Raw genomic sequence first — 21580 nt, 5'->3', positions numbered from 1 at the left:
ATCGGATATTTTGATAATCACGAATACATATGAATATCAATGTATCCGATAATTTAAAAATGCTTTATCTTGGTGCCAAATTGAAAAGCTACTACTTCTCTACTCTTGCTTTAATTAATCACATGAGAAAAAGCTAGATGCAATTCCTAAAATTAAAAAACACATAGCTTTTAATAAAATATAAAACTATACACCATTTAACTTTTATATTTGTAGTATTAACCTAAATAAAACACTTTCATTAAAAATAGTTGTGTACAAAATGTAGCTTGCACATGTATAAACTATTTAGTAACAAGCTAAAAAATGATTGAATTTAAACCTCATAGAATAGATATCGCAAAAGAATTTTCAGAAATAAAAAATATTCCTGAAATTCTTGATAACGGATACGATAAAACTCCTAATCCATTTACAGAAAAAGACGCTATTGAATTTATTAATAATGAAATTGGTAAAAAACCTGAAGAACGATTTTTAATTTATTGGAATAACATTAAAAAAAGACGTATTCAGATTGAATGCTGAAATCGGATATTTTATTTCTAAAAAATTCTGGGGAAAAGGATTGGCTACTAAAGCCGTTAAAAAAATGACTGAATATGCATTTGAAAATTTTGATATTGTAAGAATAGTAGCTGGAGTTTTTGATTTTAATAAGTCTTCAATGAAAGTATTAGAGAAAAATGGATATTACCTAGAGTTCATAAGAAAAAATGCTGTTATCAAAAATGGGAAAATTATTGATGATTATATTTGAGTGAAACTGAAAGATTAAAATCCTACTGTAAAAAATGACAATAGCTAATATTGATTTTTGATCTTTTTACCTAACTTTATTCTATCTGCATACATTCTACTTATTAAAAAATTAGAAAAAACATGAAAGAAATAGAATATCCATTGATGAGAATTAATTCCGATACTTGGATTGACTATGAGGAACTTTATCCTTTATTTAATCAATACATGTATGCATCTAAGAAGGAAATTTTCGAGACCTATTTTTTCAATAAAGAATTTATAGACTCTAAAGGTAGATTGTTCAAAGTTATTGCTTGTGAACCTACTGAAAATATTTTAAGAAAATGGTTTAAATTTTTACCTGGTGTCTATCGACAAAAATTAATTTTTGAGAAAACTTCTAAAAAGATAGAGTTACATGATTTTAAAGAAGACGTGATTAGAGGTATTAAAAAGTTCACTTCAGAAGCTACTAAAGAGATTAGTATGGAATGGATTGCTGATATTAAAAACGCTAAAGATTTTCGATCAGTAATAAATGGTGAAAGTAAATAATACTAATCACTATTAATCGTTTCATAAGTTCTAAATTAAAAATGATTTCGGAAAATTTATTAATATGAAGTTTCCAGATTATGAACTGAAATAAACAACCAACAATTTATATATGCCAATTTCAGTTAACAAAAATGACTTACAAAAAACATTTGAAAAAAATTCTTAGCACATCATTAATTGTTCTCGGAATTCTGAGTCTTTCAGAAATTATGATGTGGAAAAAAACTAATGATTATCAATTTCCTAAAAAGCAAATTTTAAAAACTGAAAAAAGAACTCTTTTTGTTTTCCATACTGAAATAGCTAAAACCATGGAGTATAAATTAACTGTTTCAGATAATGATTCAATCACCAAATATTCATATCAAAATTTGAATAATAAAGAGAAGAATATGGAATTCTATTATCACAAAGCATCTGAACAATTAACTCTTGTTTTTGATAAATTCATTCTCTCTGATAAAATGGAATACCAAAACAAAAAAATACACAAATTGAATTTTGGATATTATAAATTGAAAAAATCCTATGACGATGGGAGTGGTCCATTATTATTCAATACTGAATATGGTATTTTGGGTATAGGAAACAGTTATGGACCTGAATTTGTTTACCTAACAAATTCTGACCTTAAATTAGCAAAAGAAATCATTGACGAACTTTATAAATAAAAATGGCTCAAAGTATTTTATATCGGCTTGAAGAAGCTTTAAAAAAAAGAGGGTGGACTTTTTTAGACCCTCAAGAAAAAAAAGAAGTATATCTTGAACATCCTAGTTATATAGTTCATAGAGAATATTCTCCCGTTGACTGGACTGTTTTATGGTGGAGAATCTCTAAATATAATCTTACAATTGATATTATATTTCCATCATCAACTGAAACAGGAAATTATTGTAATGAATTGAGAATTGAATATGCTGAATTATATATTAAAAACAAAAAAGTTAAGGGATATCAATTTTTCATACCCAATATCAAACAAGATCCAATTGAAGAAGTGAATAAATTTTTGAATAAACTAGATCAATTTTAATGGATTAGATATGAGCTAAAATCCTCTTTCATAAACAAAATAATTATTTTCAACACATATATTTTATTACGTTTATTTACGTAACTTGCTAAAAATAAATTTGAAATTGAAAAACAAACTCATTACAGCTGGAAGTATTTCTAGGCAAAAAGCAAGTGAATCCTTTCCTTTTTTACAAGAAAAATATAGAGGCAGAAGAAAAGACATTAAAGATTTCACACATTCTTTTCCTGAATTCGTCTTTTGGATTTATCCTGATGGAACATTATTCAACGCAAAAGATGCTCATAAAAAAAATGTTCCAAAAGGTTATGATTTTATTTTAAATGATGAACCCAATTATGGAGGTTTCTTAAGAGGACGCTTGGCAAGACAATTTGAAGAACAACTTATAGTTGTTTATTGCGAACCTGAAGCACTATCACAAAACATTCATAAAATGCATCAGTTTTTAAAAGGTATACATCAAATTCCTTTACCAATAGCTAAAGATACGTTGGTTATTTCTGATAATGGTGACATGTATGGTAGTATTGAAGATATAGAGGTAAGAATACAAACTACTAAAGGATAAGCCTATTATAAAGACTTTTTGAGTACATTTACTCCAATGTAAATTGAAAAAGAAATACATGAATCCAAAAGAAGAATTTCAAAAAATAAAAGAGCTGCGAAACAAACTTTCTATTCCTATAAATTTAGCAAAAGAATTAATTTTAGAGCATAACGGAGATCTATCTGTTTGTGTACAAGAATATCATTTCAATAATATTAATACCATTTGTAGGCTAGTTGAATGTGATGAAAAAACAGCTGAAAAATACTACCGAATTTGCAAATTTAATATTGAAAAATCTGTCAAAAAAATTCACGAACAATTACAATATCTTACAGCAACTCCAAATGAGAAAATAGATAAAATTGGATATTGTTTGTGGGCAAAAAATGAAAGTATTGAAAAATATGTCACTTCAAGAGATCGAAGTTTATTTATTCAAACTAAAGATTTTGACTATGTAATTGACATTTTTAAAGATTTAGCAAAGGATGACGAACAAAATGGATCTTTCGATATTTGTGGTTATAATTATTTTGACAATAAAACTAGTAAGATTATAGTTCAACGAATGGCTAAAATCAAAACAAAAGATCCTGATGTTGAAGTGTTTCTTAGAAATTTAATTAAATGGTTCAATATTAGATTAAGGTATGCTGATGAAATAATTGTTTTCGGAAATTTATAAAAGATACACCAATAAGTTAATTATGGGATTAGATATTTCACTAACAGCGGTACCAATAGAAATGGATATTATTTTTGAAAAAGCTAAGCAAAAAAGTAATACTGAGTATCCTGATATTTTATGTTCATTACCCAATGCTTTTAGAACTGATTTTTGTGATTTTGGCCATCCTGATTGGATTGAATTTAAAAAAGATGCTAATGAATTATTACAATATTATCCGAACAAAAAATTTGAGTCTAAGTACTATTTCAACCCCAACAGAGCCTATGATGTAATCGATTATTTAATTGCTGCATTTTTAAACAATACCGATGATCGTTTTATAAATGATGGCATAGAATTTAATGTAGCTACAAGTTATCAGGGATTTGCTCTTAAATATTGGAATCAAGAAATGCTCCATCAAAAAGCGAACTTACTTGAAAAAATAACTTACAATGATCTAATGCAACACTATGATTTTAAAAAGATGAAACAATATGGGGTATACAAAATAACTCAAATTCATCATCAAAAAGAAGCTATTGAAACAACTTTTGCAGACTTAAAATACTTTTTAAATGAAGCTAAAAAGATAAATGGTTATGTAATTATAACTAAAATTTAAAATGAAAAACCAAAAAAGTAAAAAAAAGATAAGAGATCAGATTTTAACACATTTAAAACTTTATAATAACAAACGTGGTATTCTTTTCTTTGATAATCCTAAAAATACTTTAGATGAAAACATTTCATTAGAAAACAATGAAATTGAAGTTCTTTTGATAAAGTTATCTAAGCGTAAAAAAGTTTTAATTACAACCAAACATGTTTTTATAATTAATCAATCAACAATAATTAAAATTCAAGGAAAAGAAATTTATCGATTTGATTATATGCTATTTGAAAATTTAGAAGAAACCATAAAAAACTCATCTAAACTACAATTAAAGCTAATACAACTAAAGCTATATTTTAGAATTGGTGATTATAGAATCATAAATAAAGACGGTTCTTTTAACCAAATAAAAATTACAAAAACAAAATTTGCAGATTGCTTAAGTGAAGCTATCAAAAAACTGGTATTCGTAACCAATAAGTATGATAGTTTTTAATATTAGAAATTAAAAAAACACAACAAAAACATGTACTATAAAATCAATTAAAGTGTTTTTAAAAGAATAAAAACATCGGTTGGTTATATTTGAAAAACTTAATAAAAACAAACAAAAAATGTTCTGGAACAAAAAAAACAAATTGCCTATCACACAAGAGGATCGAGTTTGGGTTGAAATGAATCTTAGTTGGTTTAAATCTCAAATTAATAAAAAACGTCACATGCAAATTAAAACAGTAACACCTACTAAAGATTTTTACGATAGAGACTTTGATGGTACCGAAAAAGATGCTGATTTTATTTTGGAACGTAACATGAAACTAATAGGTCTTAAAACAAGTAAAATTACTCTTCAATATTTCTCTGATACTAATGTTCGAATGTCTGATGGCACTATATTATCAACTCCTGCAGATATAAATGGTAAATGGTCTAGTGCTTCTGGTACTTACCAAAAAACAAAGCATGGCGCTATAATTTCTATAGAAAGAGAACAATTAAAGGACACAGATTCTTTAATTGCAACATTAGCCCATGAGCTATCGCATCAGTTTTTACTAGGTGAAAGACGATACGGAACAGATGATGAATATACAACAGATTTAGTCGCTGTTTTTTATGGTTTTGGTATTTTTCTTGGAAATACTCATTTCCAATTTAAATCGGAAGGTTTTGGGTGGAAATCGACTAAGAAAGGGTATTTACCTGAACAAATTATAGCTTATACAATGGCTAAATTATCGTATGAAAGAAAAGAAGCTACAGATTACAGTGTATATCTAAAAAAATCGGTTAAAAAATATTTTGACCAAAGTATGGAATGGATTATCGAAAATGAGAAGAAATAGGATTGCTTCATAAAAACTACACTCCTTAAATTGAATACATTAGAAATAAACCAACAAAGTTGGATTGAAAAAGTTAGTAATGAAACTGTTTATCTATTAAACGGATTTAAAATTGATACAACTATTTCAAAAATTCATGAATCGTTAGGTGCTCCTACAAAAATAGTAACCGATACTTTTAAAACTTATGAGGTACATTATTATAAGTCGGATTCTTTTTCAGTTGTAGGATATCAAGTTAAAAACTCTGTTGTAACAGGCTTTACATTAGTCAACAAAAGTCCAATAGAAAAAGAATTTATTTTCCGTTTTTTACCACCTTTCAATGATAAAACAGTTATAATTGGAGAGGTTCATGCAACTATGGACTATACAATTGAAGGGTTTATTTATTCATTTGATAAAAACCGAATAAAAATAAAAACTGATGTGGATGAAAATAACATTTTTACCTTTTATATTGGAGATGAGTGGAAAAAAATAGATTTAGAATCTTTTCCTTCTGAAATAGATTAAAATACAAGGTGTATTCTTCTAAAGAAGCTATTACAAATATATAAATGAAAACAGGTAACTCTCTTCAATAAAGAAGAGAGTACACCCCCTCATGCCATTGTATTATAATTTTTGGGGATTTTTACAATGGTCCTTATATATACTGTATTAAGCTGTTAATAAATCATTTTTGTCTTTTAATGGTAAACTTGAACTTCCCATTAAATAAGCATCTACATGATATGCAGCTTGTCTTCCTTCTGAAATTGCCCAAACAATTAAAGATTGACCTCTTCTCATGTCTCCAGCTGTAAAAACTCCGGAAACATTAGTTTCATAAGTCTGGGTATTTGCTTTTACATTCGTTCTGTAATCAAACTCCACACCTAATTGTTCTGGTAATTGTTTTTCTGGTCCTGTAAACCCTAAAGCTAAAAAAACTAAATCACAATCCCAAGTTTTTTCTGTTCCTTCCTTTTCAATTAATTGTGGACGCTGTCCTGGAATAATTTTCCATTCAACCTCTACTGTTTTTAAAGCAATCAGCTCGCCTTTCTCATTTTTTAAAAACTCTTTGGTATTTATTAGCCAATTTCTATCGCAACCTTCCTCATGTGAAGAGCTTGTTTTAAGCTGAAGAGGCCAAAATGGCCAAGGTGTTTTTTCACTTCTATGCATCGGTGGTTTTGGCATAATTTCAAAATTCGTTACCGATTTAGCTCCATGTCTATTCGACGTTCCAATACAATCAGATCCAGTATCTCCTCCACCAATTACAATTACATTTTTACCTTTAGCATTAATGATGTCTTTTTGTACTTTTTTATCAAATAATGCTTTAGTTTGCTTTGTTAAAAAGTCCATTGCTTGGTGTACTCCTTTAGCATCACTACCTGGAATAGGTAAACTTCTTGCTTTGGTTGCTCCTCCACATAACACAATAGCATCATGCTTTTTTAAATCTTCTACAGAAATATCAACACCAACATTTACATTGGTTTCAAAAATAATTCCTTCAGCTTCCAAAATAGCAACTCGTCTATCAATAATACTTTTTTCTAATTTAAAATTCGGAATTCCATAACGTAACAACCCTCCTACTTCATCAGCTCTTTCATAAACTGTTACTAAGTGTCCTGCTCTATTTAATTGCTGAGCAGCAGCTAATCCTGCTGGACCAGAACCAACAACAGCAACAGTTTTACCTGTTCTATACTTTGGTAAGTTTGGTTTAATCCAACCTTTTTCAAAACCTTTTTCTATAATATATTTCTCTATATTTTCAATAGAAACTGGTTCGTCAATAATTCCTAAAACACACGCTTTTTCACAAGGTGCAGGACATAAACGACCTGTAAATTCAGGGAAATTATTCGTTGCATGTAATATTTCTAATGCTTTTTTCCACTCTCCTTTGTGAACCATATCATTAAAATCAGGAATCAAATTTCCTAACGGACAACCACTATGACAAAATGGTATTCCACAGTTCATACAACGTGAACCTTGTTTTTTCTGTTCTGTTTCTTCTAAAGGTTGTGTAAACTCTTTAAAAGTTTTTATACGCTCTTTTACAGCAATATTCGTTTCTAACTTTCTTTCGTATTTTTTAAATCCGCCTAATTCTCCCATACTATATTGCTTTTTTATGAGTTAATTCTTCTTGTGCTAATCTTTCTAATGCAACCTTATAATCCGTTGGGAAAATTTTAATAAAATCCATTTTATTTACTTCCCAATCTGCTAAGATCTCTTTACCTAAACCACTTTCTGTATACTTTACATGATTTTCAACCAATGCTTTTAATTCTTGTTGATCTTGTGTTTCTAAATGTACCAACTCCACCATCTCTAAATTGCATTTTTCATTTCTAAACTGGTGAGAAGGATCGTACACATAAGCAATACCACCGCTCATACCTGCCGCAAAATTTCTACCTGTTTTTCCTAAAACAACCACTTTACCACCTGTCATATATTCACATCCATGATCACCAATTCCTTCTACAACTGCTGTAATCCCAGAATTACGAACACAAAAACGCTCTCCTGCAATTCCATTGATATATGCCTCACCTTTTACCGCTCCGTAAAAACATACATTACCTACAATTATATTTTTGGAAGCTTCAAAATCAGCCTCCTTTGGCTTTTTAACAACAATTTTAGCTCCTGATAATCCTTTACCTAAGTAATCGTTGGTTTCTCCTTCTACATACATTGAAATTCCTTTAGTTGCAAAAGCTCCAAAACTTTGCCCGGCAGAACCTTTAAATTTTAAAGTTAATGTATCTTCTGGCAATCCGTCTTCTCCATGTATTTTGGAAATTTCATTACTTAATAAAGCTCCTACAGATCTATTGGTATTTTGAATTTCATAAGAAAGCTCTGATTTTAATTTGTTTTTAATTGCTCTTTTAGCATCTTCTGTAATCTTAAAATCTAATACCTTCTCTAGGTTATGGTCTTGTTTTTCAGTATTAAATAAAATAGGACTTTTATCTATGGTTGGCTTATGTAAAATAGCAGAAACATCAATCCCTTTTGCTTTATAATGATCAATGGCTTCATTCATATTTAATTTTTCAACCTGTCCTACCATTTCATTAATCGATCTAAAACCTAAGGAAGCCATAATATGTCTTAATTCTTCTGCGACGAAATACATAAAATTAATTACATGCTCAGGTGTTCCTTTAAAGTTTTTACGTAATTCAGGGTCTTGAGTTGCAATTCCTACAGGACATGTATTTAAATGACACTGACGCATCATAATACAACCAGATGCCACTAACGGAGCTGTTGCAAAGCCAAACTCTTCAGCTCCTAATAAACAAGCAACAGCAACATCTCTACCTGTTTTTAACTGACCATCACATTCTAACACAATTCTATTACGTAAATTGTTTAAAACTAATGTTTGTTGTGCTTCAGCAATTCCTAATTCCCATGGTAAACCAGCGTGTCGTAACGAGGTTAATGGTGAAGCTCCTGTACCTCCGTCAAAACCAGAAACTAAAATTACATCTGCTTTTGCTTTTGCTACACCAGCTGCAATTGTTCCTACTCCTACTTTTGATACTAACTTTACATTAATTCGCGCTTCTCTGTTGGCATTTTTTAAATCGAAAATTAACTGAGCTAAATCTTCAATAGAATAAATATCGTGATGCGGGGGAGGTGAAATTAATCCAACATAAGGCGTAGAATTTCTCACCTCAGCAATCCACGGCAACACTTTTTTCCCCGGTAGCTGTCCACCCTCTCCTGGTTTTGCTCCCTGTGCCATTTTTATTTGAATTTCTTTCGCATTGGTTAAGTAGTTGCTTGTAACTCCAAACCTACCAGATGCTACTTGTTTAATAGCGCTATTCTTTGAATCTCCGTTTAATAATTTTTTAAATCGAGTTTTATTTTCTCCTCCTTCTCCAGAATTAGACTTTCCTCCAATTCTATTCATTGCAATGGCTAAATTCTCATGTGCCTCTTGACTAATTGATCCATAAGACATTGCTCCTGTTTTAAAACGTTTCACAATCTCTGTCCATGGCTCTACTTCTTCCACAGGAATCGGATCAAGATTCACAAATTCAAACAAACCTCTAAGTGTCATTAACTCTTTTGATTGTTTGTTTATTTTGTCGGCATAAACTATATAACTCTCTTTGCTTTTTAATCGAACTGCTTGTTGTAATTTAGATACTGTAGTTGGGTTAAACATATGACGTTCACCATTTCTTCTCCATCTGTAATCTCCTCCTACTTCTAAATCTAAAACAGAATCAATTTCCTTTTCTCTAAACGATTCTGTACATCGTTTATATATTTCTTTTTGCAGAACATATAAACCAATACCACCAATTCTTGAAGGTGTATTTGGAAAATATTTGTCTGTAAATGTTTTTTTAAGTCCTAATATTTCAAATATTTGAGAAGCTCTATAAGAATGTAATGTAGATATACCTATTTTATTCATAATCTTTAACAAGCCTTTACCGATAGCTTTATTAAAATTTTGAACAGCCTCTTCAACTTCTACATCTTGTATTTCTCCTTTTTCAACTTGCTTAGCTATGATTTCATTAACCATATACGGATTTATAGCACTTGCTCCATATCCAAACAAAGTTGCAAAATGATGTGGTTCTCTAGGCTCTGCACTTTCTATAATTATACCTATTTTAGAACGTGTCTTCTTTCGGTACATTGAATTGTGTAAATATGAACATGCCAACAATGCAGGAATTGGTGCCCATTCTTTATTTACGCCTCTATCAGACAAAATAATAATATTAGCGCCTTCATCTTCAACAGCAACAGTTGCTTTGTATAGAACTCCTTCTAAAGCATTTTCAATTCCGTTCACCCCTTTTTCCAAAGGAAATAACATTGGAATAGTTACTGCTTTAAAATCATCATGCTCCAGATTTTTTATTTTATCTAAATCTTCGTTAGATATTACTGGATTCTGAATTCGTAATTTTTTTGCTTGCTCAGGAATTATATCGAATATATTTCTATCTGATCCAATGGCTAAACTAATATCAGTAATAATCTCTTCTCTAATTCCGTCTAAAGGAGGATTGGTTACTTGTGCAAATAATTGTTTAAAATAATTATATAACAATTGAGTTTTATCTGATAATACAGCTAAAGGTGTATCTGTTCCCATTGAACCAATACCTTCTTTACCTTGTAACGCCATTGGTGCTATCAAATAATCTATTTCTTCTGTGGTATATCCAAACAAACGCAAACGTGTTTTGTAATCTGTTTTCTCTGAAGGAATAGTATTGTTTGTATACGGAATATCTGCTAATTGTAAAATGTTATCGTCTAACCATTCTTTGTATGGATGTTTTGCTATTACTGATGATTTTATTTCTTCATCTTCAATAATTCTTCCTGCATTCATATCCACTAAAAACATTTTCCCAGGCTCCAAACGACCATGCTTTACAACATTTTCAGGTTGAATATTTAAAACCCCAATTTCTGAAGACATCACCACATTTCCATCTTTGGTTACGGTATATCTTGAAGGTCTTAATCCATTTCTATCTAATAACGCTCCAATATAATTCCCGTCTGTAAATGGAACTGACGCAGGTCCGTCCCAAGGTTCCATAATACATGAATTATATTCATAAAAAGCTCTTTTTTCCTCACTCATAGTAGCATCTTTCTCCCATGCTTCTGGCACTAACATCATCATTACCTCAGGTAAAGATCTACCTGTCATTAATAATAACTCTACTGCCATGTCCATAGATGCAGAATCTGACTTCCCTTCTGTTATAATTGGAAAAATGCGTTCCATATCATCACCAAACAAATCACTTTTCATTAATTCTTGTCTGGCAATCATACGTTTTACGTTTCCTTTTAATGTGTTAATTTCTCCATTATGACACATAAATCGGAAAGGCTGAGCTAAATCCCAAGACGGAAATGTATTCGTAGAAAAACGTTGATGCACTAATGCCAATCTAGTAACCAAATCTGGTTGTCTTAAATCAACATAAAAACGTCCGATATCTTCAGGCATTAATAAACCTTTGTAAATAAGAGTTGTTGAAGAAAAACTAGATAAATAAAAGTAACTACTTTCTGAAATTTTTGACTTTGAAATAATATGCTCACTAATTTTTCTAGCGGCAAAAAGTTTAGCATTAAACTGTAATTCTGTTAAGCTATCTTCTCCTTTTGTTACAAAAATTTGTTTAATTTTTGGTTGTGTTTTTGCAGCAATAGCTCCTAAGTTTGAAGTATCTACTGGTACATCTCTCCAACCTAAAATTGATAATCCTTGCTTTTTAAGTTCCGATTCAAAAACAGCTTCACAATAACTGCTTTGATTTAATTTCTTAGGTAGAAAGACTTGTCCTACTGCGTACTCTTTATACTCTGGTAAGTCAAAATCACATACTCTTTGAAAAAATTCATGCGGAATATCAATTAAAATTCCTGCTCCATCTCCTGTTCTTCCATCAGAACTTACAGCTCCTCTGTGTTCTAATTTAATAAGAATCTCCAATGCATCGTGAATGATTTGATTGGATTTGATTCCTTTTAAGTTACATATAAAACCAGCTCCACAATTGGCAGTTTCAAACTCATTTAAATAAAGTCCTTGATTTTGCATAATCATTGTGTTTTTTGTGTTGATAAGTAGTATTGCTTTGATTCTAAAAAAAGATCAATAAAAACTACTAACATTATTGTTTTGTCTTGGCGAGGTTTAAAGAAATCTGCTTGTTTTAAGTATGAATGCATCTATTTCTAAAAAAGAAATATGAAAAATTGAAAAACAGATTACTTAGGTATTCTCAAATTTGTAACACTAACTATGTTGCTTGTTGTTAAAAATTATGAATACACTTTTACTCGTAAATTGTATATAAACAGCGAAATAAGAATTCCACTCACCTCCAAATCTAAGTTTGGTTTTGTGTTCATTGATTGAGCTTTTAAGCTCAATACGTATTAAGTAATTCTGACAAAGACACAGCTATTTAATAGCCTTTTGTTGTCAAAAAAATTATTTAGAATAACAACTTCAAATAGTTTAGTATTTGAAGTTGCTATGAATCTTCAAAAAAGTATTGTTGTTAAACGATGATATTACTATTAACGTTCGTTTAATCTAAAATCTGAATAGGCAGTCATACCGTGTTCGTGAGTATCCAATCCTTCCACTTCTTCTTTCTCTGATACTCGTATTCCTATTGTTTTCTTTAATGTAAAAATGATAATAAAAGAGGTTGCAATACAGAAAACTGCATAAGTTCCAATACCTATTAACTGACTTACAAGCTGAGCGCCGCCTGCTAATTTTCCAAATAAGCCAACAGCCAATGTTCCCCAAACTCCACATATTAAGTGAACTGCAATTGCTCCTACAGGATCATCTAACTTAATTTTATCTACTAAACTTACAGCTAACACAATAAGAACACCACCAATACTACCAACAATAATAGCATCCATTGGTCCCATTTGATCAGCACCAGCAGTTATAGCCACAAGTCCTCCTAAAATTCCATTTAAAAACATTGTTAAATCTAAATTCTTGTACATAATTGTAGAAACAATTGCACAGAAAACTCCTCCTGCTGCAGCTGCCAAACAAGTAGTTACTAATGTTAATGAAGTTGCTGCTGGATTTGCAGATAAAACTGAACCTCCATTAAATCCAAACCAACCTAACCAAAGAATTAAAACTCCTGCTGTTGCTAATGGAATATTATGACCTGGAATTGCCTGAGCTTTTCCATTTTTAAACTTTCCTATTCTTGCACCTAATAACCAAACTGCAACTAAAGCAGCCCAACCACCAACTGAATGTACTAATGTAGAACCTGCAAAATCATAAAAAGGAGTATCTAATTGATGTAAAAAGCCTTCTCCCCATTTCCATGAACCTGCTATTGGGTATACAAAACCTACATAAAGTATTGTAAAAATCATGAATGGTAAAATTTTCATTCGTTCAGCTACTGCTCCAGATACAATAGTAGCCGCAGTTGCTGCAAACATTCCTTGAAAAAGAAAATCTGTCCAATAGGTATAATTATCGTTGTAAGATAAATCTAAAGCATCGTCTTTCATTGGTGCTTTTAAACCAAAACCTGAAAAATCAAAAATACCTAATGCTTCTTCTGCAAAACCAGGATACATTAAATTAAATCCGAAAGCCGCATATAATAAAAGTCCTGAAGTAATTATAAAGATATTCTTAAATAAAATGTTTAATGTGTTTTTTTGTCTTGTTAAGCCTATTTCTAAAAAAGCAAAACCTAAGTGCATAAAAAATACTAATGCAGTACAGATCATCATCCATACATTGCCTGTTGTTAATGTTTCCATGATAATCTTTGTATTAGTTTAATGTTTCTCCTCCTTTTTCTCCTGTACGAATTCTGTAAGCATCTTTAATATCACTTACAAAAATTTTACCGTCACCAACTTCTCCTGTAGAAGCTGCTTTTAAAATTGTGTTGATTGTAACTTCTTCAAAATCGTCATTCACCACTATAGATAAGTACCGTCTTTGAATGTCGCTAGTGCTGTAAGAAACTCCTCTATATATATGACTCTTTTTTTCGTTTCCTAAACCTGTTACATCCCAATAAGAGAAAAAATTAACACCTACCTCATGTAGTGCCTCTTTAACTTCTCGAAATTTAGACTTCCTTATTATGGCTTCGATTTTTTTCATGTTGTTACGTAGAAATTTTAAAAAATTATTTTACAGTTTTGTTAGTTTTTTTGATAGTATTTCTTATTAAAAGTCCATACCCTCATATCCCAAATCTATAGGGTATAATTGAAAAATCAAAATATAAAACACTGTGAAACAAACGAAAACGATTTCATAAAACAAACACGCGTTAAAAAAACATATCTAAAAATAATAATATGATAATTCGGTTTAAAAAAGAGATATTGCAATTACCATATACGTAATATTACGTAGTCATTTTATGAATCTCTGAAAAATATAGTTTTGTTAAAAAAAAAGCGTTTTTTAACATTTATCAGCATTAAAAAAATCAAAAAACAAGATAAAAACTGCTAAAAAACAGTTTTAGGTGTTAAAAACTCAAAAAGCACTTCAAAATTGAAGTGCCTTATAATTAATGCAAATAAACAAACCATAAGGTTTGAAAATTTAGTTTTTACAAAGCAATTCAATTATTTTTAAAGTGTATTTTCAGCTATTTTTTACATGGATTTTCATACAAGCAAGCCTTGATTATAGTTGATTGAAGGAGCAAACCCTACTAATTTAAAAATATAATAATCAAAAACTTACCTACATACCCATCATTAAATGATGGTACTCTGACCCATGTGTATGTTTTTAAAGTTGATATTACTATCTTCTTGATTGTGAATATAATCCACAATAAAATCACCAACTTTAGAAGTACTAAAATTACTCTGAGATTGGATATCTTCTGTTGTAATACCTAATTCTAATGATTTTTCTACCGCTTTCTCTATAGCTTCAGCTTCTTTTGATAGTTTTAAATGCCTTAATAACATAGCTGCTGATAGTATAGAGGCTAATGGATTGGCAATATCTTTACCTTTTGCCTGCGGATAAGATCCGTGTATAGGTTCAAATAATGCATTTTCATTTCCTACAGATGCGGAAGCTAATAAACCAATAGATCCTCCAATTACACTAGCTTCATCTGATAGAATATCTCCAAAAAGGTTTCCTGTTAATACCACATCAAATTGTTTTGGATTTAAAATTAATTGCATTGCTGCATTATCTACAAACATGGTGTCAACTGCTACATCTGGATATTGAGAAGATAACTCACTAACTGTTTTTCTCCATAAACGAGAAGTTTCTAATACATTAGCTTTATCTACTAAGGTCAATCTTTTACTTCTACCTTGGGCAGCTTTAAATGCTAAATGTGCTATTCTTTCAATTTCCTCTACAGAATAAGAGCAACCATCAAAAGCAATTTGTTTATCATCACTTAATTGTTTGATTCCAAAATAGATTCCTCCTGTTAATTCTCTGTAAATTTCTATATCAGTCCCTTTAATAATTTCTTCTTTTAAAGGAGAGTTTTTAATTAATTGATCGTAAGCTTTCACAGGACGCACATTACAAAATAATGCTAACTCTTTTCTTAGTTTTAACAACCCTTGTTCTGGTCTTACTTTTGCTGATGGATCATTATCGTATTTAGGATCTCCAATAGCTCCAAAAAGAATGGCATCACTTTTTTTACAAGATGCTAATGTTTTTTCTGGTAAAGGAGTTCCTTCTTTATCTATAGCGCAAGCTCCCATTAATACTTCTTCATATAAAAAAGTATGATCGTACACTTCACCAATAGCATTTAATACTTTTTGAGCTTGATTTACTACCTCTGGTCCTATTCCATCTCCTGGAATTACTGTAATGTTAAATTTCATAATTGAGGACTATTATATTTTATAATGAAACTTCAAAAGCTTCTATTTTATCTTTTTTACTTACTAAAAAATCAATATCGTCATAACCATTTATGAGACATAACTTTTTGTATGAATTAATTTCAAACTTTGCGTTACCAAATGTCGTTTGTAATTCTTGATTTTCTAAATCTACTGTTAACTTTGTTGCTGGATTCTCTGTAACTTCTTTTAATAATTGTGCTAAAAATTCTGGAGTTACTTGTATAGGTAGCATTCCATTATTTAAAGCATTTCCTTTAAAAATATCTGCAAAAAAACTACTAATAACTACCTTAAATCCATAACCAACCAAAGCCCAAGCTGCGTGTTCTCTACTAGATCCACATCCAAAATTATCGCCTGCTATTAAAATACTACCGTTGTATTTTTTGTTGTTTAATACAAAAGATTCATTCACACTTCCATCTTTATGAAATCTCCAATCTTTAAATACATTATCGCCAAACCCTTTTTTATCAGTGGCTTTTAAAAATCGAGCAGGTATTATTTGATCTGTATCAATATTTTCAATTGCTAACGGTACAGCGGTATCTTCTAACTTTGTAAACTTTTCCATCTTAATTTAAATATTTAGTTACATCTACAATTTTTCCTTCAATAGCAGTTGCGGCTGCCACTAAAGGACTCGCTAAAATAGTACGTGCTCCTTGCCCTTGTCTTCCTTCAAAATTTCTATTTGATGTAGAAACACAATACTCTCCTTCGGGAATTTTATCATCATTCATTGCTAAACAAGCCGAACAACCTGGTTGACGCAATTCAAAACCAGCTGCTTCAAATACAGTGTGTAAACCTTCTTCTTTAATCTGTTTTACTACTTGTTGAGAACCTGGCACTAACCAAGCATTTACATTAGATGCTTTTTGTTTTCCTTTAACAAAGTCAGCTGCCACTCTAAAATCTTCTATCCTAGAGTTTGTACAGCTTCCTATAAACACGTAATTAATTGGGGTGTCTACTAATGTTTTTCCTTTTTGGAAGTTCATATATTTTAATGCTTGATCAAAAGAAGCATTATTTTCTGATGGCACAACTCCATTTATTTTTATTCCCATACCTGGATTAGTTCCGTAGGTAATCATTGGATCAATATCAGCTGCGTCAAAAGAATACTCTTTATCAAACACTGCATCTTCATCGGTTTTCAACGTTTTCCAATACGCTACTTTTTCATCAAAAGCGGCTCCTTCAGGCGCAAATATTCTACCTTTCACATACTCAAAAGTAGTTTCATCAGGAGCAATCATTCCTCCTCTTGCTCCCATTTCAATACTCATATTACAAACAGTCATTCTACCTTCCATAGACATTTCTTCAAACACATTTCCTGCATATTCACAGAAATATCCAGTTCCTGAATTTGTACCTATTTTAGATATGATGTATAAAATTACATCTTTAGGCAATACTCCTTTTTTTAGTTTACCATTTACTGTTACTCGTAAACTTTTAGGTTTTTGAATTAATAAACACTGACTTGCAAATACTTGTGCTACTTGACTAGTTCCTATTCCAAACGCAATAGTGCCAAAAGCTCCGTGTGTTGACGTATGGCTATCACCACAAACCATAGTCATACCAGGCTGTGTAATTCCTAATTCAGGCGCCATTACGTGTACAATACCATTGTATTCGTGTCCTAATTTGTATAAAGTAATATCATGTTCCTTACAATTTTTTTCGAGTTGGTCTAATTGGTTTCTAGACAACTCGTCTTTAATAGGTAAATGTTGATTTTGTGTAGGAGTGTTATGATCTGCTGTTGCCACAATTTTATCGGGTCTAGCAATCGGTATATTTCTTTCTTTTAATTCATTAAAAGCCTGTGGACTTGTTACTTCATGAATTAAATGTTTATCAATATATAAAATTTGAGGGCCATCTTCAATAGTGTCAACTACGTGTGCATCCCATACTTTTTCAAATAATGTTTTTCCCATTATGCAATGGCTATTTTAGAAATTCTACTTACTTGTTTCATAATGACGTGAATATCATCATCAATTACTTCTTTTTGCTTATCTGCAAATTGTAAAAATGTTTGATAAGCTTTGTCTAACTGAATTTTAGTTAACTCATACCCTATTTTTTTAGCTCTATAGGCTAATGCTGCTCTACCACTTCTTGCAGTTAATACAATAGCACTTTCTGTAACTCCAACATCTTCCGGATTCATAATTTCATAGGTTTCTCTATTTTTAATTACACCATCTTGATGAATTCCAGAACTATGCGCAAAAGCATTTGCTCCAACAATCGCTTTATTTGGTTGTACAGGCATTCCCATTTTCTCTCTCACCATTAAACTAGTATCGTACAATAGTTTCGTATTTATATCTGTTTGTAAGTTTAAATATGGGTGTTGTTTTAAAATCATAACTACCTCTTCTAAAGCAGTATTACCAGCTCTTTCACCAATACCATTAATAGTACATTCAATTTGGCGAGCACCAGCTATTGCTCCTGCTATTGAATTTGCAGTTGCTAATCCTAAATCGTTATGACAATGACATGATAATATCACTGAATCGATCCCTTTCACATTTTCTTTCAAAAATTTAATCTTTGCTGAATATTCTTCAGGTAGGCAATATCCTGTTGTATCAGGAATGTTTAAAACTGTTGCTCCTGATTTAATAGCTTCTTCACATACTTTTGCTAAGAACTCATTTTCTGTTCTACCAGCATCTTCAGCATAAAACTCAACATCATCTACAAAATTTTTAGCATAAGAAACTGCTTTTTTAGCTCTTCTTATTACTTCTTCTCTTGTGGTTTTAAATTTATACTTAATATGTGATTCACTTGTTCCTATTCCTGTATGAATTCTTCCTCTTACTGCAGGTTTCAATGCTTTGGCAGCAACTTCAATATCTTTTTCTACCGCCCTGGTTAATCCGCATACAGTAGCATTTTTAACTAATTTTGCTATTTCATTTACCGAAGTAAAATCTCCCGGACTTGAAACAGGAAAACCAGCTTCTATGATGTCTACCCCCAACAAATCCAGTCGCTCTGCAATTACTAATTTTTGTTTAGCATCTATCTTACAACCAGGCACCTGCTCTCCGTCACGTAATGTAGTATCGAAAATTTGAACTTTGTTTGCATCCATCATTCTTAAAGTAATTGTTATTTATATAATTCAAATGTATATATTAGATTTATAGAAACACAGTGTTTTTCAATCAATCCTACGACACCTAGCCCCAAAAATAAAATCTTTAAAAAACTAACAATCAGTAACTTAAAATGAATAATTTTACAAAAGCTAATCAACATAATGACACTTTATTTGTGTTAATTCAGTCATTAACCAAGTCTGAAAAACGACAATTCAACTTGTATGTTGGACGATTGGTTGGTAATACTGATGCGAAGTTTTTTGCTCTATTTAAGTTTTTAGAAAAACAAAAAAAATATGATGAAAAAGCCATTATAAAAAGTGGCATTGTTAGCAAACAACAGCTTTCTAATTTAAAGGCACATTTGTACAAACAGTTACTAATTAGTTTGCGTATGAATCCTGCTCATAAAAATATTAGAGTTCAAATACGTGAACAGTTAGATTTTGCTACTGTTTTATATCAGAAAGGTTTATATAAACAGAGTTTAAAAATGCTTGAGAAAGCTAAAACCATGGCTATTGATAATGAAGAAAAAAATATTGCCTATGAAATTGTTGAATTAGAAAAAGTTATTGAAACTCAATATATAACAAGAAGTATTAGTACCAGAGCTGATGAATTAACCATTCAGGCTAAAGATTTAAGTACTCAAAATGTAATTACTAGTAAGCTTTCTAACCTATCATTACAATTGTATGGAATTTTACTTAAAATTGGATATGCAAGAAATGATCGTGAATTGAAAGAGATTGATGATTATTTCAATAAAAAATTACCAACATTTAATTACGAATTACTCGGATTTAGAGAGCGATTATGGTTATATAAAGCCAACTTATGGAGATGTTTTTTAACACAAGATTTTTTACACGGATATAAATATTCTTCTAAATGGGTACACTTATTTAGAGAGTTTCCTAAAATGAAAGAAATTCATCCTGTTTTTTATTTAAAAGGATACAACTACTTTTTAGAATCTTTATTTTTCATTCAACATAAAAAAGAGTTTAATAAAGAACTTTTAATTTTTGAAAGTGAAGTAGCAAATGATGCGATTCCTAAAAATAATAATACCGAAGTTCTTATTTTTCAATATTTATATTCTAATAAACTTCATAAGCATTTTATGGAAGGTACCTTCGAAGAAGGTTCTTATTTAGTAGATATTGTTAATGATAAAATTAAAACCTACAATCATCTTTTAGACGAACATCATATTACTCGATTTTATTACAAGATTGCCTGTTTGTATTTTGGAATGGGAGATAATAAAAAATGTATTGATTATCTGTCTAAAATAATTCAAACTAAAAAAATATATGTTGGTGAAGATTTGCAGTGTTTTGCAAGAATTTTAAACCTTTTAGCACATTATGAATGTGGCTTAGACTATCACCTAGAAAAACAGTTTAAAGAAACTTATAAGTATTTATTGAAAATGGAAAATTTACAAGAAGTACAAAAAGTTTTTATTGAATCTATTAGATCTTTAGGAGATTTATATCCGCATGAATTTAAAAAAGAGTTTAAAAAAATTCACGAACGTTTACTTATTTATAAAAATCATCCGTACGAAAAACGTGCTTTTTTATACCTTGACATTCTGTCATGGTTAGAAAGTAAAATTCAAAACAAAACAGTTGCAGAAATCATAAAAAGTAAAACCTCTATTTAAATAGAGGTTTTACTTTTTTTAGTTACTAAAGAATAACTTTCTCAATAATTGTAGTATAATTATCACAATTATAATAGAAAGATATTTTTTCCATTTTTGCTCTTTCTTTTCTTCTTTTACAACGGTATTAAATGTAGGATTTTGATATGAAAATCCTTTTAATTCGGTTTCTAAAAGTTCATCATTAACATCTAAACTTTCATTAAAATATCTTTTAGTAATCTCAAAAACAAAGTTCTCTCCTACTTGATCATCTGTATAAACTTCATCAGGATCGTCTTCAAAACTAAACAATCTTTCTCCATCATTTTCAGTTGATTTTGATAGTAAGTCTAACTCTTGTTCTACCGGATTACCATATTCTATAAAAGTTCCGCTTTCTGCACTTCCTCCTCTTACTCTTATCTTTTCATTGTTCTTAGAAATTGAATATCCCCAAAAATTTACAACACTGTGTAATAAGATGGAACAAATCTCTATATTAGGAAAATAACTTGTCAAAGCCTTCTCCCCTTTTAATACAACTTGATTTAAAAATGTGGTAGGGAAATCTTGAGCACAAATAATTAAATTTCCTTTATGAGTACCGATGTAAACCTCATCATCATCAGGATTCATGATCTCATCAAAAGATTTACTTTCTATTTCTTTTAATTGATTAAACCCTAACTTACTCAAAAGTTCTTTCTCATCAACTCGCTTATCAGAGTTTACTATTAATGCTGATACTTTCCATCCCATATTACAATTTTTATATTCTCTT

21 protein-coding genes are annotated in these 21580 nt (G+C 30.3%); 12 read left to right on the top strand and 9 right to left on the bottom strand.

Annotation, left to right across the window (positions count from 1 at the left end; genetic code table 11):
* Positions 1 to 306 precede the first annotated feature (306 nt).
* The 11 genes from EYW44_RS12800 (at position 307) to EYW44_RS12750 (ending at position 6045) form a co-directional block, all read left to right on the top strand.
* Positions 307 to 528 carry a hypothetical protein gene (locus EYW44_RS12800; RefSeq protein ID WP_132724061.1) on the top strand — a complete coding sequence of 74 codons (222 nt, stop codon included), beginning with the start codon at positions 307 to 309 and terminating at the stop codon, positions 526 to 528.
* Positions 518 to 760, top strand: coding sequence for a GNAT family N-acetyltransferase (locus tag EYW44_RS12795; RefSeq protein ID WP_165872220.1), 243 nt, complete (start codon positions 518 to 520; stop codon positions 758 to 760). The genes EYW44_RS12800 and EYW44_RS12795 overlap by 11 nt, the downstream gene beginning before the upstream one ends.
* A gap of 122 nt (positions 761 to 882) precedes the next feature.
* Entirely contained in the window at positions 883 to 1299 is a 417-nt protein-coding gene (locus EYW44_RS12790) for a hypothetical protein (protein ID WP_132724059.1), read from the top strand.
* 152 nt (positions 1300 to 1451) lie between these two features.
* Positions 1452 to 1973: a hypothetical protein gene (locus tag EYW44_RS12785; protein ID WP_207893788.1), complete on the top strand. Its 522-nt coding sequence runs from the start codon at positions 1452 to 1454 to the stop codon at positions 1971 to 1973.
* Positions 1974 to 1975: 2 nt separating this feature from the next.
* Entirely contained in the window at positions 1976 to 2338 is a 363-nt protein-coding gene (locus tag EYW44_RS12780) for a hypothetical protein (RefSeq protein WP_132724057.1), read from the top strand.
* Between the two features lie 106 nt (positions 2339 to 2444).
* A complete protein-coding gene (locus EYW44_RS12775) occupies positions 2445 to 2912 on the top strand; it encodes a hypothetical protein (RefSeq protein WP_132724056.1) in 468 nt (155 codons plus the stop codon).
* Between the two features lie 58 nt (positions 2913 to 2970).
* On the top strand, positions 2971 to 3582 hold the full coding sequence (locus EYW44_RS12770) for a hypothetical protein (protein ID WP_132724055.1): 612 nt from the start codon (positions 2971 to 2973) through the stop codon (positions 3580 to 3582).
* 22 nt (positions 3583 to 3604) lie between these two features.
* Positions 3605 to 4192, top strand: a complete 588-nt coding sequence (locus tag EYW44_RS12765) for a DUF1877 family protein (RefSeq protein ID WP_132724054.1) — start codon at positions 3605 to 3607, stop codon at positions 4190 to 4192.
* 1 nt (position 4193) lies between these two features.
* Positions 4194 to 4679 (top strand): hypothetical protein, encoded by a 486-nt coding sequence (locus tag EYW44_RS12760; protein WP_132724053.1) that lies wholly within the window; start codon positions 4194 to 4196, stop codon positions 4677 to 4679.
* Positions 4680 to 4797: 118 nt separating this feature from the next.
* The gene (locus EYW44_RS12755; RefSeq protein WP_132724052.1) at positions 4798 to 5529 is read left to right on the top strand and encodes a hypothetical protein; all 732 of its coding nucleotides are present in this window, start codon (positions 4798 to 4800) and stop codon (positions 5527 to 5529) included.
* 30 nt (positions 5530 to 5559) lie between these two features.
* The gene (locus tag EYW44_RS12750) at positions 5560 to 6045 is read left to right on the top strand and encodes a hypothetical protein (RefSeq protein ID WP_132724051.1); all 486 of its coding nucleotides are present in this window, start codon (positions 5560 to 5562) and stop codon (positions 6043 to 6045) included.
* A 147-nt stretch (positions 6046 to 6192) separates the two neighbouring features.
* On the opposite strand, the gene EYW44_RS12745 is transcribed toward EYW44_RS12750, so the two are convergent.
* From EYW44_RS12745 to EYW44_RS12710, 8 genes are all read right to left on the bottom strand, one after another.
* The gene (locus EYW44_RS12745) at positions 6193 to 7656 is read right to left on the bottom strand and encodes a glutamate synthase subunit beta (RefSeq protein WP_132724050.1); all 1464 of its coding nucleotides are present in this window, start codon (positions 7654 to 7656) and stop codon (positions 6193 to 6195) included.
* A gap of 1 nt (position 7657) precedes the next feature.
* A complete protein-coding gene (gltB, locus tag EYW44_RS12740) occupies positions 7658 to 12175 on the bottom strand; it encodes a glutamate synthase large subunit (RefSeq protein ID WP_132724049.1) in 4518 nt (1505 codons plus the stop codon).
* A 479-nt stretch (positions 12176 to 12654) separates the two neighbouring features.
* Positions 12655 to 13893, bottom strand: coding sequence for an ammonium transporter (locus EYW44_RS12735; RefSeq protein ID WP_132724048.1), 1239 nt, complete (start codon positions 13891 to 13893; stop codon positions 12655 to 12657).
* A 13-nt stretch (positions 13894 to 13906) separates the two neighbouring features.
* Positions 13907 to 14245 (bottom strand): P-II family nitrogen regulator, encoded by a 339-nt coding sequence (locus tag EYW44_RS12730; RefSeq protein ID WP_132724047.1) that lies wholly within the window; start codon positions 14243 to 14245, stop codon positions 13907 to 13909.
* Between the two features lie 611 nt (positions 14246 to 14856).
* Complete coding sequence (leuB, locus tag EYW44_RS12725) at positions 14857 to 15972, bottom strand: 3-isopropylmalate dehydrogenase (protein WP_132724046.1); 1116 nt, start codon at positions 15970 to 15972, stop codon at positions 14857 to 14859.
* Positions 15973 to 15991: 19 nt separating this feature from the next.
* Positions 15992 to 16570 carry a 3-isopropylmalate dehydratase small subunit gene (gene leuD, locus EYW44_RS12720; RefSeq protein ID WP_132724045.1) on the bottom strand — a complete coding sequence of 193 codons (579 nt, stop codon included), beginning with the start codon at positions 16568 to 16570 and terminating at the stop codon, positions 15992 to 15994.
* A 1-nt stretch (position 16571) separates the two neighbouring features.
* On the bottom strand, positions 16572 to 17954 hold the full coding sequence (gene leuC, locus EYW44_RS12715) for a 3-isopropylmalate dehydratase large subunit (RefSeq protein WP_132724044.1): 1383 nt from the start codon (positions 17952 to 17954) through the stop codon (positions 16572 to 16574).
* Positions 17954 to 19129, bottom strand: coding sequence for a 2-isopropylmalate synthase (locus EYW44_RS12710; RefSeq protein WP_132724043.1), 1176 nt, complete (start codon positions 19127 to 19129; stop codon positions 17954 to 17956). The genes leuC and EYW44_RS12710 overlap by 1 nt, the downstream gene beginning before the upstream one ends.
* A 137-nt stretch (positions 19130 to 19266) precedes the next feature.
* Here EYW44_RS12710 and EYW44_RS12705 point away from each other — a divergent pair, with 137 nt between their 5' ends.
* Positions 19267 to 20817 carry a hypothetical protein gene (locus tag EYW44_RS12705; protein WP_132724042.1) on the top strand — a complete coding sequence of 517 codons (1551 nt, stop codon included), beginning with the start codon at positions 19267 to 19269 and terminating at the stop codon, positions 20815 to 20817.
* An 18-nt stretch (positions 20818 to 20835) separates the two neighbouring features.
* Here the strand turns inward: EYW44_RS12705 and EYW44_RS12700 are convergent, their stop codons facing one another.
* A complete protein-coding gene (locus tag EYW44_RS12700) occupies positions 20836 to 21558 on the bottom strand; it encodes a DUF6928 family protein (RefSeq protein WP_132724041.1) in 723 nt (240 codons plus the stop codon).
* Positions 21559 to 21580: the final 22 nt, after the last annotated feature.

The sequence above is a fragment of the Tenacibaculum sp. M341 genome (genome assembly GCF_004337695.1).
Classification (GTDB): Bacteria; Bacteroidota; Bacteroidia; order Flavobacteriales; family Flavobacteriaceae; genus Polaribacter.
This window is presented reverse-complemented; position numbering and strand designations above follow the sequence as displayed.

What these genes read in the sequence shown, in the direction of transcription:
- EYW44_RS12800 (WP_132724061.1), top strand. Translation starts at nt 307, where the DNA reads ATGATTGAATTTAAACCTCATAGAATAGATATCGCAAAAGAATTTTCA.
- EYW44_RS12790 (WP_132724059.1), top strand. Translation starts at nt 883, where the DNA reads ATGAAAGAAATAGAATATCCATTGATGAGAATTAATTCCGATACTTGG.
- EYW44_RS12780 (WP_132724057.1), top strand. Translation starts at nt 1,976, where the DNA reads ATGGCTCAAAGTATTTTATATCGGCTTGAAGAAGCTTTAAAAAAAAGA.
- EYW44_RS12770 (WP_132724055.1), top strand. Translation starts at nt 2,971, where the DNA reads ATGAATCCAAAAGAAGAATTTCAAAAAATAAAAGAGCTGCGAAACAAA.
- EYW44_RS12765 (WP_132724054.1), top strand. Translation starts at nt 3,605, where the DNA reads ATGGGATTAGATATTTCACTAACAGCGGTACCAATAGAAATGGATATT.
- EYW44_RS12760 (WP_132724053.1), top strand. Translation starts at nt 4,194, where the DNA reads ATGAAAAACCAAAAAAGTAAAAAAAAGATAAGAGATCAGATTTTAACA.
- EYW44_RS12755 (WP_132724052.1), top strand. Translation starts at nt 4,798, where the DNA reads ATGTTCTGGAACAAAAAAAACAAATTGCCTATCACACAAGAGGATCGA.
- EYW44_RS12745 (WP_132724050.1), bottom strand. Translation starts at nt 7,656, where the DNA reads ATGGGAGAATTAGGCGGATTTAAAAAATACGAAAGAAAGTTAGAAACG.
- gltB (WP_132724049.1), bottom strand. Translation starts at nt 12,175, where the DNA reads ATGATTATGCAAAATCAAGGACTTTATTTAAATGAGTTTGAAACTGCC.
- EYW44_RS12735 (WP_132724048.1), bottom strand. Translation starts at nt 13,893, where the DNA reads ATGGAAACATTAACAACAGGCAATGTATGGATGATGATCTGTACTGCA.
- EYW44_RS12730 (WP_132724047.1), bottom strand. Translation starts at nt 14,245, where the DNA reads ATGAAAAAAATCGAAGCCATAATAAGGAAGTCTAAATTTCGAGAAGTT.
- leuB (WP_132724046.1), bottom strand. Translation starts at nt 15,972, where the DNA reads ATGAAATTTAACATTACAGTAATTCCAGGAGATGGAATAGGACCAGAG.
- leuD (WP_132724045.1), bottom strand. Translation starts at nt 16,570, where the DNA reads ATGGAAAAGTTTACAAAGTTAGAAGATACCGCTGTACCGTTAGCAATT.
- leuC (WP_132724044.1), bottom strand. Translation starts at nt 17,954, where the DNA reads ATGGGAAAAACATTATTTGAAAAAGTATGGGATGCACACGTAGTTGAC.
- EYW44_RS12710 (WP_132724043.1), bottom strand. Translation starts at nt 19,129, where the DNA reads ATGGATGCAAACAAAGTTCAAATTTTCGATACTACATTACGTGACGGA.
- EYW44_RS12705 (WP_132724042.1), top strand. Translation starts at nt 19,267, where the DNA reads ATGAATAATTTTACAAAAGCTAATCAACATAATGACACTTTATTTGTG.
- EYW44_RS12700 (WP_132724041.1), bottom strand. Translation starts at nt 21,558, where the DNA reads ATGGGATGGAAAGTATCAGCATTAATAGTAAACTCTGATAAGCGAGTT.